The organism is Actinocorallia sp. A-T 12471 (assembly GCF_033875155.1).
Lineage (GTDB): Bacteria > Actinomycetota > Actinomycetes > Streptosporangiales > Streptosporangiaceae > Actinocorallia.
In genome coordinates this window covers 451113-469479 of record NZ_JAWZTE010000004.1, presented here as the reverse complement: position 1 = coordinate 469479, position 18367 = coordinate 451113, and the positions used below count along the sequence as shown (strand labels likewise).

Here is an 18367-nt window from a genome sequence, read left to right as displayed (position 1 = left end):
ACCTTCCTCGGGGGTGGCGGCGGGGAGGTCAGGAGATGACGCGCACGGGCAGTTTGGCCAGGCCCCGGACGTTGCTCGAGTAGGCCCACTCCATGCCGTCGGCGTCGTAGTCGAAGTCGGGGAAGCGCTTCAGCAGCTCCTCGAACGCGATCCGGGTCTCCAGTCTGGCGAGGGACGCGCCGAGGCACAGGTGACGGCCAAACCCGAACGCGACATGCCGGTCGATGTCCCGGTGAATGTCGAACACCTCGGGTTCCGGGTATTTGCGCTCGTCCCTGATCGCCGATCCCGTCACCAGGATGACCCGCTGGTCGGCCGGGATGACGGTCCCGTGCAGCGTGACGTCACGGGTCGTCCAGCGGCCCTGGTAGTGCGACGGCGGGTCGTAGCGGAGCATCTCCTCGACCCCGTTCCCGATCAGCGACGGGTCCGCCACGAGGGCACGCCGCGCGTCAGGGAACCGGCTGAGCGCGATGACCCCGTTGGGGATGAGTTTGGCGACTGTCTCGTGCCCGGCGAAGGCGAGTTCGAGGAACCGTGAGGCGAGTTCGCCGTCGCCGAGGGAGCGGGTGGAGCCGTCCTCCTCCTCGACGGGCGTGTTCATCAGCAGGGTGATGACGTCGTCGCCGGGGTTCCGCCGCCGCTCGGCGACCAGTTCGGCGAGCAGCGACCACAGTTCGGCGCTCGCGGTGAAGGCGTCCTCGGGCGTCTTGTTGTCCTCGGTGCGCGCGGCGACGCGGTCGCTGAGGTGGTGGATGCGCTCGCGCTTGTCGGCGGGGATGCCGATCAGCTCGCTGATGACGTCGAGGGGGAGCCGGAACGAGAAGTGCTCGACCAGGTCGAACTCGGCGACCCCGTCGAGCTTGTCGAGGAGGTCGGCGGCGGTCCTGCGGATGAACGGTTCCAGCGCCGCGATCCGGCGCGGCGTGAACAGCCGGGCGACGATCTTGCGGTGCATGGTGTGCTCGGGCGGGTCCTTGACGATGAGGAACGGCGCGCCCTGGTCGACGCCCTCGATGGTGACGCCGTGCGCGCTGGAGTAGGTCTCGACGTCGAGGTGCGCGGCGACGACGTCGTCGTAGCGGGTCAGCGCCCAGAAGCCGAGTTCTTCGTTGTGGTAGACGGGTGCTTCGTCACGCAGCCGTCGGTAGACGGGGAACGGGTCGCGTACTGTCGCGCGGTGGAACGGGTTGTACTCGATCACGGTGTCTCTCCGGTGAAGGGTGACAGCGACGTCGCGAACGTGCCCACGACGGGCGAGGGCGAGCGGACGGTCAGGTGTTCGAGGCACACGCCGGGCCTGCCCAGCGCGGTCTCCGCGGTGCCGAGCAGGACGTCGGCGACGTCCTGCGGGTCCATCATCTGCTCCTGGGCGAGGCCGCGTACTGCCCAGTCGTCAAGGACGCGCATCAGCAGGTCGCCTTCGAAGGCGTTGCCGAAGTCGGTGGGGAATGTCGCGCCGATCGTCACCGTGGTGAACCTCGTCCAGGGGTGTTCGATGCGCCAACCGGCGAGCAGCCTTTCCAGGGCCGCCTTACTCGTCGCGTACGCGCCGAGCCCTGTGCGCGGTTGTACGACGGTCTCCGACGACAGCGCCATCACCATCGCCGAGGGGGCGAGGAGGGGCAGGCACGCGCGCAGCAGCCGGTGGGTGCCGATCACATTGGCGGCGAAGACGTGTTCCCAGTCGGCGTCGTCGGTGTCGGCGAGCATCCGCAGGGGCGCGACGCCGACGCAGGAGACGACGAGGTCGAGCCCGCCGAGCGCGTCGGCGGCGGCCGCGGCGAGCCGGGCCGCGCCGTCGGGGTCGGTGAGGTCGACCGCGACGGGGTGGCCGCCGCCCGCCTCGTCGCAGGCTTTCTCCAGCTCGGCCTGACGTCGGGCGGCGAGCACGACCCGCGCGCCGGCCCGCACCGCGCCGAGCGCGAACGCCCGCCCGATGCCCGCCGACGCCCCGCTCACCAGGACACGCGCGCCCTGAAGGCCCATGGTCTTCCTTCCGTCGGGCAGGTCAGCGGCCATAAGCGATGGCCTTGATCTCCAGGTACTCCTCGAATCCGGCCAGGCCGCTCTCCCGGCCGACGCCGCTCTGCCGGTAGCCGCCGAACGGCACGTCAGCGCCGTAGTACAGGCCGCCGTTCACCGAGATCGTCCCGGTGCGCACCCTTTCGGCGACGGCGCGCGCCCTGTCCTCCGACGCGCTCACCACCATCCCCGACAGCCCGTACGCGGAGTCGTTGGCGATGCGGACGGCGTCGTCGTCACCGTCGTGGGCGAGGACGGCCAGGACCGGCCCGAAGATCTCCTCCTGCGCGACCGTCGCGTCAGGGGTGACGCCGGTGAGGACGGTCGGCTCCACGAAGTAGCCGCGCTCAAGGTGCGCCGGGACGCCCCCGCCGACGGCGACCGTCGCGCCCTCGCTGACGCCCTTGTCGATGTACCCGAGCACCCGCTGACGCTGCCGCTCGCTGATGAGCGGGCCCATGAGGACGCCCGGGTCGGCGGGGTCGCCGTACGGCCAGCCGCCGAGCGTCTGGACGAGCAGCTCGACGCCCTCGTCGTAGCGGGCGCGCGGCAGGACGAGCCGGGTCAGGATCGCGCAGCCCTGCCCGGCGTGGGTGGTGATCTGGAAGGCCGCGTTCCCGATGACGGTCTTCATGTCGGCGTCGTCGAGCGCCAGGAGCGCGGACTTGCCGCCGAGCTCGAGGAACACCTTCTTGATGTGCTCCGCGCCCGCCCGCATGACGCTGCGGCCCGTCGCGGTCGAGCCGGTGAAGGACACCAGGTCCACGCGCGGGTCGGCGGACAGCTGCGCCCCGAGCTCGTGCGACGACCCGACGACGACGTTGAACACCCCGGCCGGGATGTCGGTCTCCTCGGCGACGATCCGCCCGAGGATCGTGGCGTTCCACGGCGTGTCCGGGGCCGGCTTGAGCACGACGGTGTTGCCCGCCGCCAGGGCCGGGCCGACCTTGGCCAGCACGATCTGGACGGGAAAGTTCCACGGCGTGATCGCCCCGACGACGCCGACGGCCTCGCGGCGCAGGACCCGGTGCGTCCGGATGCCCATCGGGGTCGCGGTCCCCAGGTCGGTCTCCCACGCGTAGGACTCGGCGAGGTCGGCGAACCACCCGAGCCCCTCGACGGGACTGTCGAGCTGCGGCCCGTGCGTGAGCATGACGGGCGTGCCGACCTCGGCGACGACGACCGCGCGCAGCTCGTCGGCGTGCCGCTCCAGCCCCTCGCGCAGCTGGCGCAGGCAGCGGACCCGGAACGCGAGGTCGGTCGACCAGGAGGTCTCGTCAAAGGCGCGGCGGGCGGCGGCGATCGCGCGGTCCATGTCGACGGGTCCGGCGTCGGCGGTGTACCCGATGACCTCCTCGGTCGCCGGGTTGACGTTGGGGAACGTGCGGCCGTCGGCCGCGGGCGTCACAGACCCGTCTATGAGAAGCGGTTCCTCGCGGGGGGCGTCCGATGTCATGGTGTCTCCACGTCTGTGTGGTCGAGGGACGCCGCGAGCCCAGCGCGGAAGGGCCGCGGATCTGATTTTGAAAACTTGATGATGTATATTATTAGCAATTCGTGGGTCTGCCAATGCCCACCGCGCGGCTGCGGCCCCCGCGACCGACCCACCCCCACACCCCAGTGGTCCCCCGGAGGAGGGCGCGCACATGCGCTTTGTTGACAAGGTCGCCGTTGTGACCGGTGCAGGACAGGGCATCGGCGAGGCGTATGCCAAGTCGCTGGCTGAGGAGGGCGCGAAGGTCGTTGTCGCGGATCTCAATGAGGAGCAGGCGCGGCGGGTGGCCAAGGAGATCGAGGGGGCGGGTGGGGTGGCGCTCGCTGTTAGGACCGATGTGTCCGACGCCGAGAGCACCGTGGCGATGGCGACGGCGGCCGAGGAGGCGTTCGGCGGGGTCGATTATCTGGTGAACAACGCGGCGATCTACGGCGGGATGCAGATCGAGTCGCTGCTCAAGGTGGACTTCGGGTACTACGAGAAGTTCATGGCGGTGAACATGAACGGGGCGCTGCACTGCACGCGCGCGGTGTACCGGAGCATGCGCAGGCGCGGGGGAGGGGCGATCGTCAACCAGTCGTCCACGGCGGCGTGGATGGCTGGCGGGTTCTACTCGATCGCCAAGGCGGCGGTGAACAGCCTGACGGTGAACCTCGCGGCCGAGATGGGCTGGATGAACATCCGGGTCAACGCGATCGCGCCGGGCCCGACGGACACCGCCGCGACCCGCCAGGTCGTCCCCGAGGGGTTCGTCGAGCCGATGGTGCAGGGCCTCGCCATCAAGCGGCTTGGCACGCCGGAGGACCATGTGGGGGCGCTCAGGTTCCTGCTGTCGGACGAGGCGTCGTGGGTGACCGGCCAGATCTTCGCGGTGGACGGCGGCCACATCGTCCGCATCTGAGGCTCTGCGGCCCGTCCCGGATGCGGGACGGGCCGTACTCGTCTGGGCCCGGTGCGCGGGCTTTCGAGGGCCCGACTTCGTCGGGCCGCCCGCGCACCGGGCCGGGTCAGCCGCGCGGGACCTCACGCCAGGGCAGGCCCTCGTACGGGTCGGGTTCCTTGGGCAGGCCGAGCACCCGTTCGGCGAGGATGTTCTTGTTGACCTCGCTGGTGCCGCCCTCGATGGTGTTGGCGCGGCTGCGCAGCAGGCCCCTGATCTCGGCGGGCATCCCGTCGGGGTAGTCGCCGCCCTCCCACGCGGTTCCGGAGAGGCCGAGCATGCGCGCGGCGGCCTCCTGGACGCGCTGGTTCAGCTCCGAGCCGTGCACCTTGCCGATGGAACTCTCCGGGCCGGGCGGCAGACCCGCCTTGAGCCCGGCCCGCACCCGTGTGTTGGTCCACGCGCGGATCTGCTCCTCGCCCCACAGCCTGACGAGCCCGTGCCGGGTGGCGCGGTCGTCCCAGCCGTAAGGCAGGCCCTGGGCCGACCGCTCGATCGCGAGCCCGATCAGCCGACGGGTTCCCGAACCGCCGATCCTGTCGACGCCGCCCGACCCCGAGCCGGACACCATCTGCCGCTCCCCGCTGAGCGTGGCGCGCGCGACCTTCCACCCCCCGTCGACGGGTCCGATCCGCTGCGCGTCGGGGACGAACGCGCCGTCAAGGTAGACCTCGTTGAAGTCGACCTCGCCGCCGATGTGCTTCAGCGGACGGACGTCGACGCCCGGTTGGTCGAGTTCGATCAGGAAGTAGGTGATCCCTGAGCGTTTGGGGGCTTCGGGGTTGGTACGGGCGAGCAGGACGCCGTAGTCGGCGAGGTGCGCCCAGGTCGTCCAGACCTTCTGGCCGGTGACGCGCCAGCCGTCCCCGGCGCGTTCGGCGCGGGTGGCCAGGGACGCGAGGTCCGAGCCCGCGCCGGGCTCGCTGAACAGCTGGCACCACACCTCGGTGTTGGCGACGATCGGCGGCAGGAAGCGGAGCCGCTGCTCGTGGGTGCCGTGCGCGAAGAGGGCGGCGGCCGTCAGGTTGAGGCCGAGCGGGTTGAGCCGGGGCAGGTGGTAGGGCGCGAGGAGGCGTTCCGCGGCCTGCGCGAGGCGACGCGCCCAGCCCAGGCCGCCGTACTCGACGGGCCACTGCGGGACGACGAGGCCCGACGCGGCGAACGCCGGATACCAGGCCCGGTATTCGTCGGGGGTACGCGCCTTGCGCACCTCCTGCGCGCCGCCGCGCTCACCCGCCGCCCGCCAGGCGGCCGGGACCGCCTCGGCGATCCACGCGGTGACGGCGTCGCGCACGTCGTCTTCGGTGGCGGCGTTCCGCAGCGCGTCACTCATCGGGGGACCCCTCTCGCCTCGCTCAGTCCTGTCTCAAGGCCGCGCCAAAGGGCGCGTTTCACCGCGGCGAGCACCTCGGGCGGGTGCTCGGCGATCCGCTCGGCGAGCGCCTGCGCGGCCGGGCGCAGCTCCTCGGGCGCGACGACCTCGCTGACCCAGCCGAGCCGCAGCGCGTCGGCCGCGCCGATCCGCTCGTGCGCGCCGGTCAGCGCCATGCGGGCGACCGGGGTGAAGCTCGCGCGCCTGGCGAGGCCGATCGTCTCGAACGCGCTGACCTGCCCGACGCTGACGTGCGGGTCGAGGAACGACGCGCGGGTGGAGGCGATGACGACGTCGGAGTCGGCGACGAAGTGCAGCCCGCCGCCCGCGCACACCCCGTTGACGGCGGTCACGACGGGTTTGGCGACGCCGAGGTGCCAGGCCGTCAGCCTGAGGTCCGCCCGCTTCGTGCGCCGGGACATCTCGCGCAGGGCCCCGGGGTCCTTGGCGAGCTGTGCGACGTCGAGGCCGGTCTGGAACGCGCTGCCTTCGCCGGTCACGCAGATGACGCGCACGGCCGGGTCGGCGTCGAGCTCGGCCCACGCCTCGGGGAGGCGGGCCATCATCGCGGCGTCCATGGCGTTGCCCCGGTGCGGCCGGTCGAAGACGAGCCAGCCGACGGGTCCGGCGCGCTCCACGCGCAGTCCCGCGTCCCGCGCCCCCTCGGGGGACGCTGGAGTATTCTTCATATTTGATACATTTATCACACCGGTGCTAGCGTCGGCAGCGTTCACTGAGGCCGCGCCCCCGGCGCGGCGGCTTGCGAGGGGACGGTCGGGTGGCTTCTGGCAGTGTCGTTTCTGGCAGGATTACGGACGAGGGCGTCGCCCTGCTGCGGTCGCGGATCGGAGTCCCGCAGCTGTATCCCGCGCCGCCGCACTACCGCAGGCCGGGCGAGGACGCCTTCCGGCACGTCGCCCGCTCCTACGGCGACGACAACCCGCTCTACTGCGACCCGGCCTACGCCGAGACGACCCGCTGGAAGGCCGCGATCGCGCCTCCGGCCCTGGTCGGCGGCGACAGCCTCATCGGCGAGGACGCCCTCACCGACGCCGAACTCGCCCGCCAGGACGAACTCAAGGGCGACCCGCTGCGCGGCGTGCACGCCTTCTACGCCGCGAGCGAGCGCGAGTGGTGGGCCCCGCTCACCGCCGGCCAACGGGTGCGGCGGCGCACCGCGCTCGTCGGGGTGAAGGACAGGCCGAGCGAGTTCGGCGGGCGCGGCGTCCAGGAGTGGACCGCCCAGGCGTTCCAGACCGAGACCGGCACGCTGCTCGGCGCGCAGTACCGGATGATGTATCGGACCGAGCGCGAGAAGGCCCGAGAACGTAGAAAATATGCAGAAGTAGCGATCGAGCCCTGGACCGAGGAGCGCATCGCCGAGCTCGACGCCCAGTACGCGACGGAGAAGCCGCGCGGCGCGGAACCCCGCTACTGGGAGGACGTCCGGATCGGCGACCCGGTGGGCCCGCTCGTCAAGGGCCCGCTGACGGTGACGGACATGGTCTGCTGGCACGTCGGCATGGGCATGGGCATGTACGACGTCGCCCCCCTCCGCCTCGCCTACCGCAACCGTCAACGCATCCCGCGCTTCTACCACCGCGACGAACTCGGCGTCCCCGACGCGATGCAGCGCGTCCACTGGGACCCGTCCTACGCCCGCAAGTCGGGCAATCCGACGACGTTCGACTACGGCCGGATGCGGGAGACCTGGATCATCCACGCCTGCACCGACTGGATGGGCGACGCCGCCTGGCTGTGGCGGATGCGCGTGGAGTTCCGCAAGTTCAACTACGTGGGCGACGTCCAGTGGGTGGAGGGCGAGGTCGTCTCGAAGTTCCTCGCCGAAGGCGGCCGCCCCGCCGTCGATCTTGAGCTGCGGACCAGGAACCAGCGCGGCGAGGTGACCTCGCCCGCGTCGGCGACGATCCTGCTGCCGAGCCGTGAGCACGGGCCCGTCACGCTGCCCGAGCCGCCCGGCGCGGCGACCGGCCTTGAGTCGGCGTTCACCGCGGTCATCGACAGGTTCGAGGGGCGCGACTGATGGGCGACGACGACCTCGGGCTGCTGCGCGAGTCTTTGCGCGCGGCGTTCGCCGACCTCTCGCCGTCCGCGACGGTCAGGGCGCACATGGCGTCGGCGCGCGGGTGGAGCCCCAAGGAGTGGCGGCGGCTGTCCCGGGAACTCGGGCTCGCCGGGTTCCTCGTGCCCGAGGAGTACGGCGGCGGCGGGTTCACCGCGGTGGAGGCGGGCGTGGTGTTCGAGGAGGCGGGCCGTGCGCTGCTGTGCGCGCCGCTCTTCGCCGTCTCGGCCCTCGCCGTGCCCCTCCTGCTCGCCCTTGACGACCCGGAGGCGGCCAAACGGTACCTGCCTGGCCTTGCCGCCGGGACCTTCGTCGCGACGGTCGCCACCGCCGACGTCCACGGCCGCCCGCTGCCCGACGGCGTCATGCCCGAGGCGTCCGAGGGACCCGACGGGCCCACGGTCACCGGCTCCGCGGGGTTCGTCGTGGACGGCGCCTCCGCCGACGTGATCTTCGTGCCCGCCAGGACCGCCGACGGGATCGGCGTCTTCGCCGTCGAGTCCCGCGCCGACGGCGTCACCGCGACCCCGCTCACCAGCCTCGACCTCACCAGGAAGCTGGCAAGGCTCGACTTCGCCGACGCCCCCGCCGCCCGCATCGGTCGGGGCGACGCCACAGCGCCCCTCACCCTCGCCCTCGACGTAGCGCGCGCGCTTCTGGCCGCCGAACAGGCGGGCGGAGCCGCACGCTGCCTTGAGCTGACCGTCGCCCACGGCAAGACACGTGTGCAGTTCGGCAGGCCCATCGGCTCCTTCCAGGCGTTCAAGCAGAAGTGCGCCGACCTGCTCGTCAAGACCGAGTCGGCGAGGTCGGCCGCCGAAGCCGCCGCGCAGGCCGCCGCGCTCGGGCTGGACGGCGACGCCTTCGTACGCCTGCCCGGCCTTCCCGAGCTGCCCGTCGTCGTCTCCGTGGCCGCTTCCTACTGCGCGGAGGCTTACGTCGCGGTGACGGCCGAGATGATCCAGCTGCACGGCGGCATCGGCTTCACCTGGGAGCACGACGCCCACCTGTACTACAAGCGCGCTTGGACGGGACGTGAGCTGCTCGGCCGTCCCGAGGAGCACACCGAACGCCTCGCCGGCCTGCTGGCCGCGCGGTGACCCTCCCCCTCGAAAGGCGGTCGCGGTGAAGTCGACCCCGGGCGGTCTCGCCGACTTCCTCATCGGCCATCCCGCCGCGCGCGACACCCCGGTTCTCTACGGCGTCGATGACGAGCTGACCCTTAGCGCGCTGATGGCGGCGGCGCGGGTCCTCGCGGGACGGCTCGGACCCGTCGGCGGGCAGCCCGTCGCGTGCGTCGTGGACGAGGGGGTCCGCGCGGTCACCGCGATGTTCGCGACATGGCTCGCGGGCGGCGTGTACGTCCCGGTGAACGGGCGGCTCACCGCGCGTGAGGTCGCCGCGCACCTCGCCGCGTCCCGGCCCGCCGTGGTCGTCGCGGGGCCCGGTACGCACGTACCCGACGGGTTCGACACGCTGCGCGAGCGCGAGCCCGGCGTGTGGACCGCCGCGTGCGCGCCCGACCGGGGCGAGCCCGCCTCCTTCGGGCCGGACGCCGCGATCGTCATCCGCACCTCGGGGACGACCGGCGCGTCAAAGCCCGTCGTGCTCACCCACGAGGGCGTCCGCGACGGCATCGACACCGTCATCGCCAAGCTCAGGGGCGGCAAGGCGGGCGGCAGGGCGCCGATGCCGAACCTCATCCCCAGCTCGCAGGCGCTGTGGGCGGGCGCGTGGAACCTGCTGTTCGCGTTCCGGGTGGGCGCTCCGGCGATCCTGATGGACCGGTTCGAACCCGTCGCGTACGCCGCGCTCGTCCGCCGCTTCGGCATCCGCTCGACCGTGCTGGCCCCGGCGATGATGGCGATGCTCGTCGAGCACCCCGACGTCGTCGACCTCGGCCCGCTGCGGCTGGTCAGATCGGTGACCGCGCCGCTCGCGCCCGCCCAGGCCCGCGCGTTCCACGGCAAGTTCGGGGTCGACGTCCTCAACTCCTATGGCCAGACCGAGCTCGGCAGCGAGGTCGCCGGATGGACGGCCGCCGACGTGCGCGCGTTCGGCGCGGCCAAGCTCGGCGCGGTCGGCCGCGCCCACCCCGGCGTCGACATCCGGATCGCCGCCGACGACGGGACACCGCTCCCGCCCGGCGAGACCGGCGAGATCTGGATCAGGTCCCCGTTCGCCACCGGCGACGCGGAAGGCCGCGTGGACGCCGAAGGCCACCTGCGCACCGGCGACCTTGGCCGCCTCGACGCCGACGGGTTCCTGTGGATCGAGGGCCGGGTGTCGGACATGGTCAACCGGGGCGGGCTGAAGATCGTGCCGCAGGAGGTCGAGGACGTGCTGCGCGGCCACCCCGAAGTCGCCGACGCGTGCGTCGCGGGCGTGCCGGACGCGCGGCTCGGCGAAGTGCCCGTCGCGTGGATCAGGCCCAGGGCCGGGACCACGCCCGACGAGGCGGCCCTCGCGGAGTACGCGCGCCGGGAACTCGCCGGGTACAAGGTGCCCGTCGCGTTCCGGTTCGTCGCGGACTTCCCGCGCACCGAGATCGGCAAGGTGCTGCGGCGTGAGCTCGTCGCGGCAGACCCCCTGACGGAACGCGAACGAGAACGGAACGCGACGTGAGCTATCGGACCCTTCAGGTGGAGCGGCGCGGACGCGTCGGATGGCTGCTGTTCAACCGGCCCGAGGTGCGCAACGCGATGAACAACGCGATGCGTGACGAACTACGGCAGGCATGGACGGAACTGGCCGCCGACCCCGAGGTGCGCGTCATCGTCAACGCCGCCAACGGCGCGGCGTTCCAGACCGGCGCTGACGTGCGCGAGCTGGCGACCGACGGCAAGGGCATGGAACGCTACCGGGCCTCGGTCGAGGCATGGGACCTCGGCTTCACCAGCTGGCACCTCGGCATCGACAAGCCGGTGATCGCGGCGGTGAACGGGATCTGCGCGGGCGGCGGGCTGCACTTCGTCGCCGACGCCGACATCGTGCTCGCCGCGTCGGACGCGCAGTTCACCGACCCGCACGTGTCGGTCGGGCAGACCAGCGCGATCGAGACGATCGCGCTCATGCGCAAGATGCCCGCCGAAGCCGTCCTGCGGATGGCGCTGGTCGGCAGGCACGAGCGGATGAGCGCGGCCCGCGCGCTGGAACTCGGCATGGTCAGCGAGGTGGTCGATCCGCCCGAGCGGCTGCACGAGGCGGCGCAGGAGCTCGCCGAGAAGGTCGCCCGCAACTCCCCGGCCGCCCTCGCCGCGACCAAGCGCGCTTTGTGGGGCGCGCTGGAATCCGGCCTCACCGAGGCGTGCCGCGCGGGCGCGGCCGAGCTGACGGGCCTGTGGGGCCACCCCGACCAGACCGAGGGGCCCGCGGCCTTCGCCGAGAAGCGCGAGCCCCGCTGGAAGACCCTCTGACGCGGGCTCAGCGGCCCGTGAAGCGCGGTGGACGGCGTTCGGCGAAGGCCGCCATGCCCTCGCGGAAGTCGGGGCTGCGGGAGCTGAGCTCCATGGCGTAACTCTCGTCGGCGAGGTGGCGGCGCAGGTCGTGGTCGGGGGCCGCGGCGAGCAGCGCCTTGGTCAGGCCGAGCGCGACGGTCGGGCCGTCGGCGAGGCGGGCGACGAGCTCGTCGGCGGTCTCGGCGACCTTCCCGGCGGGGACGGCGGTGTGCGCGATGCCCCAGGCGACGGCCTCCGCGCCAGAAAGACGGCGGTCGAGCATGAGCAGTTCCCGCGCGCGGGCGACGCCGACGACGCGGGGGAGCAGCCAGGTGCTGCCCGAGTCGGGGGTGAAGCCGCGCCGCAGGAACGGGTACCAGAACACGGCGTCCTCGGCGGTGACGGTGAAGTCGGCGGCGAGCGCGAGCTGTGCGCCGATCCCGACGGCCCAGCCGCGCACCGCGCAGACCACGGGCAGCTGGAGGTCGAGCAGCAGCGGGATGAGGCGGTTCGCCTGGTTCGGCATGCGGCGCTGGATGCTTCCCGTGCGCGGTTTGGGCGCGTCGGGGGATCTGCGGTTGCGTCCGACGATGTCGAAGCCGCCGCAGAAGTCGTCGCCGCTGCCGGTGAGCAGGACCGCGCGCAGGTCGTCGTCGGTGGCGGCCCGCTCAAGCGCGCTGATGAGGGCGGCCATGGAGACGTCATCGAGGACGTTGCGGCGCTGCGGCCGGTCGAGGGTGAGCTTCAGGACGCCGCCCTCGACGGTGACGGCGAGCCCGTCGGCTGACGGGTACCTGTCGGACATGGGCCCTCCAAAACGACGACAGCCGGTGAGTTGTAGTTTTAATATAATAAACAATCTACGGAAGGGAGCCGTCGTGGCCGAGGCGATCAGGGGCGGCGGGCTGCTGTCCGGGCTGCGGGTTGTCGAATGCTCGATGCTCGGTCCCGGCGCGGTGTCCACGCCGCTCGCCGATCTCGGCGCCGACGTGATCAAGGTCGAGCCGCCGTCGGGCGACTACATCCGGGCCATGTCGTGGCCGATCGTGGAGGGAAAGTCGCTGCTGCACCTGCACATCAGCAGGGGCAAGCGCAGCATCGTGCTCGACCTGCGCACCGACGACGGCAGGGCGGTCTTCCTCGACCTGGTCAAGGACGCCGACGTCGTGGTCGAGGCGATGCGGCCCGGCGGCCTCGACCGGCGCGGCCTGGGCTACCCGGCGCTGCGCGCGGCGAACCCGAAGGTCGTCATGTTCACCATCTCCGGCTACGGCATGACCGGCCCCTACCGCGACCTGCCCTCCCACGGCATCGCCTACGATGCCTGGGCCGGGACCGTCGCCCCCGTCCCCGGCCCGGACGGCCTGCCCACGATCCCCGACCACACCTCCATCGGCATCACCGCCGGCCCCCTGTTCGGCACCGCCGCGATCCTCGCCGCCGTCCTGAAGGCCCGCGAGACCGGCGAGGGCTGCCACCTCGAGGTCGCCCAGTCCGACGCGGCGGCCGCGTTCGACTGGCTGCGCAGCGAGGGCCACCGCGCCTATGAGCGCCCCGAGTCGGAGGTCACCGGCAACCCCGCCGACGGCCTGGAACGCCGCCCGCCCGGCACGGCCGGGATGGAACACGGCGTCCGCTACCAGTTCTACGCCTCCAAGGACGGCCATGTGCTGTTCATGGCGTCCGAGCGCAAGTTCTGGAAGAACTTCTGCGCGGCGATCGGCCGCGACGACCTCTTCGCGGCCAACCCCGGCGCGCCCCTCGCCGACCACGCGCGCGGCGACCTCGCGCTCCGGCACGAACTCGCCGGGATCTTCGCGACGCGGACCACCGCCGAGTGGATCGACCTCGGTCTGAGCGCGGACGTGCCGATCGGCCCGGCCAACACCCCGGCCTCGATCGCCGCCGACCCCCAGTTCGCCGACCGGATGCCGTGGCAGCCCGCGTCCCGGCTGGTCGCCGACCAGCTGCCGTTCCCGGTCCGCGTCGTCGGCGAGGCCCCGCCCGCCGCTACCCGCCCGGCCCCCGAGCCCGGCCAGCACACCGCGGAGATCCTCCGCGACGTCCTCGGCTACGACGCGGCACGCCTCGCCGCCCTGCGCGCCTCCGGCGCCCTGGGCTCCTGAGCTCCGGGCGGCGGCCCGAACGCGCCAGGGCCGCCGCCCGGCCCTGCCCGTCAGGGATGGGTGAGGCGGGTGCGCAGGACGGTCTTGAGGACCTTGCCCGCGGCGTTCGTGGGGAGCTCGCCGACCACGTGGACCTGGCGGGGGACCTTGTAGTTGGCGAGGTTGGCGCGGGCCCAGGCGAGGATCTCCTCGGGGTCGACGAGGGTGTCGCGGCGCGGCACGACGAACGCCGCGCCGACCTCGCCCATGCGTTCGTCGGGGATGCCGACGACGGCGCTGCGCGCGACCTTCTCGTGCGCGTCGAGGACCTTCTCGATCTCGGCGGGGTAGGCGTTGAAGCCGCCGACGATGAACATGTCCTTGATCCGGTCGGTGATCCGGACGCGGCCCTGGGCGTCCACGACGCCGACGTCGCCGGTGTGCAGCCAGCCTTCGGCGTCGACGGTCGCGGCGGTCTCGGACTCCTCGCCGAAGTAGCCCTTCATCACCGTGTAGCCCCGCACAAGGATCTCCCCTTCGAGGCCGGTGGGGACGGGCTTGCCCGAGCCGTCGGCGACCCGCACCTCTAGGCCGGGCAGCGGACGGCCGGCCGTGCTCGCCACGACCTCGAGGGGGTCGTCGTAGCGGCACATGGAGACGATCGCGCACGACTCGGTGAGGCCGTAGCCGGTGACGATGTGCGCGAAGCCGAGCTCGTCGCGGATGCGGTAGAGCAGCGCGGGCGGGACGTTCGCCGCGCCCGTGACGGCGAGGCGAAGGTGCGCGACGCCGTCGGCGGTGAAGTCGGGGTGCTCGAGCATGGTCTGGTAGAGCGTGGGGGTGCCGGGGAGCACGGTGACCCGCTCCGCGCGCGCGACCCGCAGCACCTCGGGCACGTCGAGGGTCTTGGCGGGCAGGACCGTCGCGCCGACGATGAGGGACGCGAGCCAGCCCGCCTTGTAGCCGAACCCGTGGAAGAACGGGTTCACCACGAGGTACCTGTCGCCCTCGCGCAGCCCGACGACCGCGGCCCACACCGCGTACGCGCGCAGCGTCTGCCCGTGCGTGCACATCGCGCCCTTGGGGTTGCCGGTCGTGCCGGAGGTGAACAGCATGTCCGAGAGGTCTTCTGGGCCGAGTTCGGCGGCGCGTGCCACGACGGCTTCTACGGGCACGGAAGCACCCTCGCGGAGGAAGTCCGCCCACGTGGTGAGGGGGGAGCGCGCGGCGGCGTCGTCAAGGAGCACGACCTTTGTGAGGTCGGGCAGCCCCGCGTACGGCAGCCTTCCCTGGGGACGGCCTGCGGCCGCCGTAAGCGACGAAGGGTAGTTCCGCCCAAGGAACTCGCCGACCACGCACAGGACACGGGCCCGGCTCTTGCGCAGGACGTACGCCGCCTCCCTGCCCTGGAACCTTGTGTTCAGCGGTACCAGCACCCCGCCCGCGCGCTGGAGGCCGAGCGCGGCGACGATCCAGCGCGCGGTGTTCGGGGCCCAGACCGCGACGCGGTCGCCCCTGCCGAGCCCTGCCGCGAGGAACGCCCGCGCGGCTTCGGTGACGGCGGCGTCGAGTGCGGTGAACGTCAGTGTGAGGTCGCCGTCCACGATCGCCTCGGCGTCGCCGAGCCTGGCGGCGGCGTCGGCGAGCAGCGTCCCGGTGGTGCCCCAGCGCAGGTCGCCCCGGGGGTCGGTGAAGCCGTCGGGGGGTGGGGTGGGTTCCGGCACCGGGGGCCTCCGCAAAAGGGTGGGGCGAGGGGGCAGACACTCGTCAGTATCTTCAATAACATATACATTCTGCACGGTCGAGTCGCCGGTCTCCGGCGCTCTGGCTCACGGCTGGGAGGCTCAGGTGTCGCGCTTGCTGGAGAACAAGGTCGCCGTGGTGACCGGGGCCGCCCACGGCATCGGCCGTGGGCACGCGCTCGAGCTGGCCAGGCACGGCGCGACGGTCGTCGTCGCCGACCTCGGCACGAGTGTGCGGGGGGAGGGCGCGGGGCGCGACGCCGAGGAGGTCGCGGACCTGATCGTCAAGCGCGGCGGCCGGGCCGTCGCGGACTTCGCCGACGTGGCCGACGAGGCGCAGGCGACCGCGCTCGTGGACCGGACGGTCGCGGAGTTCGGACGCCTCGACGTGCTCGTCAACAACGCGGGGATCGCCCGCGACAAAGTCATCTGGAACATGTCGGTGGAGGACTTCGACGCCGTCATGCGCGTCCACGTGCGCGGGACCTGGCTGATGACGCATCTCGCCGCCAAGCGGTGGCGGGCCCGCGCGCAGGCCGGGGAGACCTTCACCGGACGGGTCATCAACACCACGTCCGGCGCGGGCCTGGCCGGCAACTTCGGCCAGTCGAACTACGCGACGGCCAAGGCCGCGATCGTCGGCCTGACCCTCACCACAAGCCTCGAACTCGCCAAGTTCGGCGTGACGGTCAACGCGGTCGGGCCCGGCGGCATGACCCGGCTGACCGCGACGATGGGCAGGGACCTGAAGGCGTTCGAGCCCGACGACCTCGCCGAGGACGAGTACCACCCGATGGACCCGGCGGGCTCGTCGCCGCTCGTCGCGTGGCTGGCGAGCGATCAGGCCCAGCACGTCAGCGGGCAGGTGATCCGCGCGATCCACGACAAGATCCATCTGATGGAGGGCTGGCGCGAGGCAGCCACGATCAGCGCGAACGAGAAGCGATGGGACGCGACAAGGCTCGGCGATCGGATCGCCACCGACGTCTTCCACACCCGCGCCCCCGGCCTGCGCTGAGGTGCGAACCGTGGACGCCACCGACACCCCGGAACTCGCCGCCTTCCGCGCGGAGGCAAGGGCCTGGCTCGCCCAGCACGCGCCCGCGCACGCGGGCAAGGTAAGGCACCGGCTGCACTTCGAGCACGCCGACACCGCCGAGGAGTACGAGAAGGCGGAGCTCGCCAGCGTCGAGGCGGCCAAGGCATGGCAGGCCGCGCTGCACGCGGGCGGCTGGGCCGGGATCTCCTGGCCCGCCGCGTTCGGCGGCCGCGGCGGCACCCCCGCCCAGGAGGCGGTCTTCGCCGAGGAGAGCGACCTCGCCGACGTCTCCACCGGCCCGCTGCTGATCGGGCTGAAGATGGTCGGGCCGACCCTGATGCGGCACGGCACCGCGAGCCAGTGCGCCGCGCATCTCGGCCCGCTGCTGCGCGGCGAGCGCGTCTGGTGCCAGCTGTACAGCGAGCCCGAGGCGGGCTCCGACCTCGCCGCGCTGCGCACCCGCGCCGTCCTCGACGAGGCGGCCGGCGAGTGGGTGGTCACCGGCCAGAAGGTCTGGACGTCCAGCGCGCGGGTCGCCGACTGGGCGATCCTGCTCGCCCGCACCAACACCGACGTGCCGAAGCATCAGGGCATCACCTACTTCCTCGTGGACATGCGCTCGCCGGGGATCGAGGTGCGGCCGCTGCGGCAGATGAACGGGTCGTACCACTTCAACGAGGTCTTCCTTGACGCCGTCCGCGTCCCCGCCGCCCAGGTCGTCGGCGAGGTGGACGGCGGTTGGAAGGTCGTGCACACCACACTCGCCGCGGAACGGGCCATGATCGGCGGCGGAGGCGGCGAGAAGGCGCGCGCGCTGCTGGCGCTGGCCCAGGCGCACGGCAGGGCCGACGACCCGCTCGTCAGACAGCGCGTCGCCGAGGTGTTCACCCTTGACGAGATCCTGCGGTTCCTCGGGCTGAAGATGCGGGCCGCGATAGCGCGCGGCGTCCCGCCCGGCCCGGAAGGGTCGATCATGAAGCTGCTCGTCGCGCGGCGCGCCCACGAGGCGGCGTTGGCGGCCCTGGAGATCGAGGGCGAAAGCGCGCTCCTTGCCGGAGCCGACGCGCCCGACGGCGGCGCGTGGCAGCAGCAGCTGCTGAGCGCGCAGGGCCTGCGGATCGGCGGCGGCACCGACTTCATCCAGCTCAACGCGATCGCCGAACGGATACTCGGGCTGCCACGGCGCAGACAGCCCGACCGTGACGTCCCGTTCCGTGAGCTCACCGCACGCCGCCGCAGGGGAGGGGACCGACCATGAGCGTTCTCGACGGACAGCCGATCATCGACACGATGATCGGGTTCCCGATGCGTGACCCGAAGGCCACGTACGCGTTCATCACCCGCAACACCAAGGACGCGGAGTCGGCCGACCTTGCGATGCCCGCCGGGTATCTGTTCAAGGACGCGCCCTCCGGGGACGGGGAGCCGCTGCCCGATCCCGTCGCGGTGACCCTCGGGCAGATGGACGCGCACGGGATCGCGGTCGGGCTCGTCGGGGTCAGGGGCGAGGACGGGCGCAGGGCCGTCACCGAGTTCCCCGACAGGTTCGTCGGGAGCCTGTCGGTCGACCCGAACAAGGGCGTCGACGCGCTCCGCGAGATCACCGCCGCGCACCGGGACCTCGGCATCCGTGCGGTCGACGTGTTCCCGGCAGGGCTCAGCCCGCAGGTCGCGATCAACGACAAGAAGATGTACCCGGTCTACGCCAAATGCGTGGAACTCGGGCTGCCGATCTTCGTGTGCGCGGGGATTCCCGGCCCGCGCGTCCCGTTCGAACCGCAGAAGGTCGAGTACCTGGACGAGGTCATGTACGACTTTCCGGAACTCGTCCTGGTCACCAGGCACGGCTGCGAGCCGTGGACCGACCTCGCCGTCAAGCTCATGCTGCGCTGGCCCAACCTGTACTACTCCACGAGCGCGTTCGCGCCGAAGTACTACCCGCGCGACATCGTCGACTACGCCAACTCGCGCGGCGCGGACAAGATCCTTTACGCGGGCTACTACCCGATGGGCCTGACCCTCGACCGGATCACGCGCGAGCTGCCGTCCGTCCCGTTCAAGGACGAGGTGTGGCCGAAGTTCCTGCACGGCAACGCGCGGCGGGTGCTCGGCCTCGACTGACCCCCTCT

The 18367-nt window shown here is 72.2% G+C and carries 16 protein-coding genes; 9 read left to right on the top strand and 7 right to left on the bottom strand.

Annotated features, from left to right (window positions below; translation table 11 throughout):
* Nucleotides 1–28: 28 nt before the first annotated feature.
* Genes R9X44_RS14475 through R9X44_RS14465 form a run of 3 tightly spaced genes read right to left on the bottom strand, consistent with a single transcriptional unit; the run spans nt 29 to nt 3481 of the window.
* The gene (locus R9X44_RS14475; RefSeq protein WP_319814645.1) at nt 29–1204 is read right to left on the bottom strand and encodes a cytochrome P450; all 1176 of its coding nucleotides are present in this window, start codon (nt 1202–1204) and stop codon (nt 29–31) included.
* Complete coding sequence (locus tag R9X44_RS14470) at nt 1201–2022, bottom strand: SDR family oxidoreductase (protein WP_319814644.1); 822 nt, start codon at nt 2020–2022, stop codon at nt 1201–1203. Before R9X44_RS14470 ends, R9X44_RS14475 begins: the two co-directional genes overlap by 4 nt.
* Nucleotides 2012–3481, bottom strand: a complete 1470-nt coding sequence (locus R9X44_RS14465) for an aldehyde dehydrogenase (protein WP_319814643.1) — start codon at nt 3479–3481, stop codon at nt 2012–2014. The genes R9X44_RS14470 and R9X44_RS14465 overlap by 11 nt, the downstream gene beginning before the upstream one ends.
* A gap of 190 nt (nt 3482–3671) precedes the next feature.
* Between R9X44_RS14465 and R9X44_RS14460 the strand changes: the two genes are divergently transcribed.
* On the top strand, nt 3672–4421 hold the full coding sequence (locus tag R9X44_RS14460) for an SDR family oxidoreductase (protein ID WP_319814642.1): 750 nt from the start codon (nt 3672–3674) through the stop codon (nt 4419–4421).
* A gap of 106 nt (nt 4422–4527) precedes the next feature.
* Here the strand turns inward: R9X44_RS14460 and R9X44_RS14455 are convergent, their stop codons facing one another.
* A complete protein-coding gene (locus R9X44_RS14455; protein ID WP_319814641.1) occupies nt 4528–5793 on the bottom strand; it encodes an acyl-CoA dehydrogenase family protein in 1266 nt (421 codons plus the stop codon).
* A complete protein-coding gene (locus R9X44_RS14450) occupies nt 5790–6521 on the bottom strand; it encodes an enoyl-CoA hydratase/isomerase family protein (RefSeq protein WP_319814640.1) in 732 nt (243 codons plus the stop codon). The genes R9X44_RS14455 and R9X44_RS14450 overlap by 4 nt, the downstream gene beginning before the upstream one ends.
* Nucleotides 6522–6610: 89 nt before the next feature.
* Here R9X44_RS14450 and R9X44_RS14445 point away from each other — a divergent pair, with 89 nt between their 5' ends.
* From R9X44_RS14445 to R9X44_RS14430, 4 genes are read left to right on the top strand one after another with little or no spacing between them, the layout of a single operon-like run.
* Nucleotides 6611–7876: a MaoC family dehydratase N-terminal domain-containing protein gene (locus R9X44_RS14445; protein WP_319814639.1), complete on the top strand. Its 1266-nt coding sequence runs from the start codon at nt 6611–6613 to the stop codon at nt 7874–7876.
* Entirely contained in the window at nt 7876–9015 is a 1140-nt protein-coding gene (locus tag R9X44_RS14440) for an acyl-CoA dehydrogenase family protein (RefSeq protein ID WP_319814638.1), read from the top strand. Before R9X44_RS14445 ends, R9X44_RS14440 begins: the two co-directional genes overlap by 1 nt.
* Before the next feature lie 25 nt (nt 9016–9040).
* Nucleotides 9041–10540 (top strand): fatty acid--CoA ligase family protein, encoded by a 1500-nt coding sequence (locus R9X44_RS14435; RefSeq protein WP_319814637.1) that lies wholly within the window; start codon nt 9041–9043, stop codon nt 10538–10540.
* Nucleotides 10537–11331, top strand: a complete 795-nt coding sequence (locus tag R9X44_RS14430; RefSeq protein WP_319814636.1) for an enoyl-CoA hydratase/isomerase family protein — start codon at nt 10537–10539, stop codon at nt 11329–11331. Before R9X44_RS14435 ends, R9X44_RS14430 begins: the two co-directional genes overlap by 4 nt.
* Nucleotides 11332–11338: 7 nt before the next feature.
* Here the strand turns inward: R9X44_RS14430 and R9X44_RS14425 are convergent, their stop codons facing one another.
* Nucleotides 11339–12157 (bottom strand): enoyl-CoA hydratase/isomerase family protein, encoded by an 819-nt coding sequence (locus R9X44_RS14425; RefSeq protein WP_319814635.1) that lies wholly within the window; start codon nt 12155–12157, stop codon nt 11339–11341.
* Nucleotides 12158–12230: 73 nt separating this feature from the next.
* Between R9X44_RS14425 and R9X44_RS14420 the strand changes: the two genes are divergently transcribed.
* Entirely contained in the window at nt 12231–13478 is a 1248-nt protein-coding gene (locus R9X44_RS14420) for a CoA transferase (RefSeq protein WP_319814634.1), read from the top strand.
* Nucleotides 13479–13528: 50 nt separating this feature from the next.
* Here the strand turns inward: R9X44_RS14420 and R9X44_RS14415 are convergent, their stop codons facing one another.
* The gene (locus R9X44_RS14415) at nt 13529–15181 is read right to left on the bottom strand and encodes a FadD3 family acyl-CoA ligase (protein ID WP_319814633.1); all 1653 of its coding nucleotides are present in this window, start codon (nt 15179–15181) and stop codon (nt 13529–13531) included.
* A gap of 124 nt (nt 15182–15305) precedes the next feature.
* On the opposite strand from R9X44_RS14415, the gene R9X44_RS14410 reads away from it, so the two are divergent.
* From R9X44_RS14410 to R9X44_RS14400, 3 genes are read left to right on the top strand one after another with little or no spacing between them, the layout of a single operon-like run.
* On the top strand, nt 15306–16217 hold the full coding sequence (locus R9X44_RS14410; protein ID WP_319814632.1) for an SDR family NAD(P)-dependent oxidoreductase: 912 nt from the start codon (nt 15306–15308) through the stop codon (nt 16215–16217).
* Between the two features lie 10 nt (nt 16218–16227).
* Nucleotides 16228–17496: an acyl-CoA dehydrogenase family protein gene (locus R9X44_RS14405; protein WP_319814631.1), complete on the top strand. Its 1269-nt coding sequence runs from the start codon at nt 16228–16230 to the stop codon at nt 17494–17496.
* On the top strand, nt 17493–18359 hold the full coding sequence (locus tag R9X44_RS14400; RefSeq protein ID WP_319814630.1) for an amidohydrolase family protein: 867 nt from the start codon (nt 17493–17495) through the stop codon (nt 18357–18359). Before R9X44_RS14405 ends, R9X44_RS14400 begins: the two co-directional genes overlap by 4 nt.
* Nucleotides 18360–18367 lie beyond the last annotated feature (8 nt).

Excerpts from the sequence above, each read along its gene's own strand:
- R9X44_RS14470 (WP_319814644.1), bottom strand. The coding sequence starts at position 2,022 with ATGGCCGCTGACCTGCCCGACGGAAGGAAGACCATGGGCCTTCAGGGC.
- R9X44_RS14465 (WP_319814643.1), bottom strand. The coding sequence starts at position 3,481 with ATGACATCGGACGCCCCCCGCGAGGAACCGCTTCTCATAGACGGGTCT.
- R9X44_RS14460 (WP_319814642.1), top strand. The coding sequence starts at position 3,672 with ATGCGCTTTGTTGACAAGGTCGCCGTTGTGACCGGTGCAGGACAGGGC.
- R9X44_RS14455 (WP_319814641.1), bottom strand. The coding sequence starts at position 5,793 with ATGAGTGACGCGCTGCGGAACGCCGCCACCGAAGACGACGTGCGCGAC.
- R9X44_RS14450 (WP_319814640.1), bottom strand. The coding sequence starts at position 6,521 with ATGAAGAATACTCCAGCGTCCCCCGAGGGGGCGCGGGACGCGGGACTG.
- R9X44_RS14440 (WP_319814638.1), top strand. The coding sequence starts at position 7,876 with ATGGGCGACGACGACCTCGGGCTGCTGCGCGAGTCTTTGCGCGCGGCG.
- R9X44_RS14425 (WP_319814635.1), bottom strand. The coding sequence starts at position 12,157 with ATGTCCGACAGGTACCCGTCAGCCGACGGGCTCGCCGTCACCGTCGAG.
- R9X44_RS14400 (WP_319814630.1), top strand. The coding sequence starts at position 17,493 with ATGAGCGTTCTCGACGGACAGCCGATCATCGACACGATGATCGGGTTC.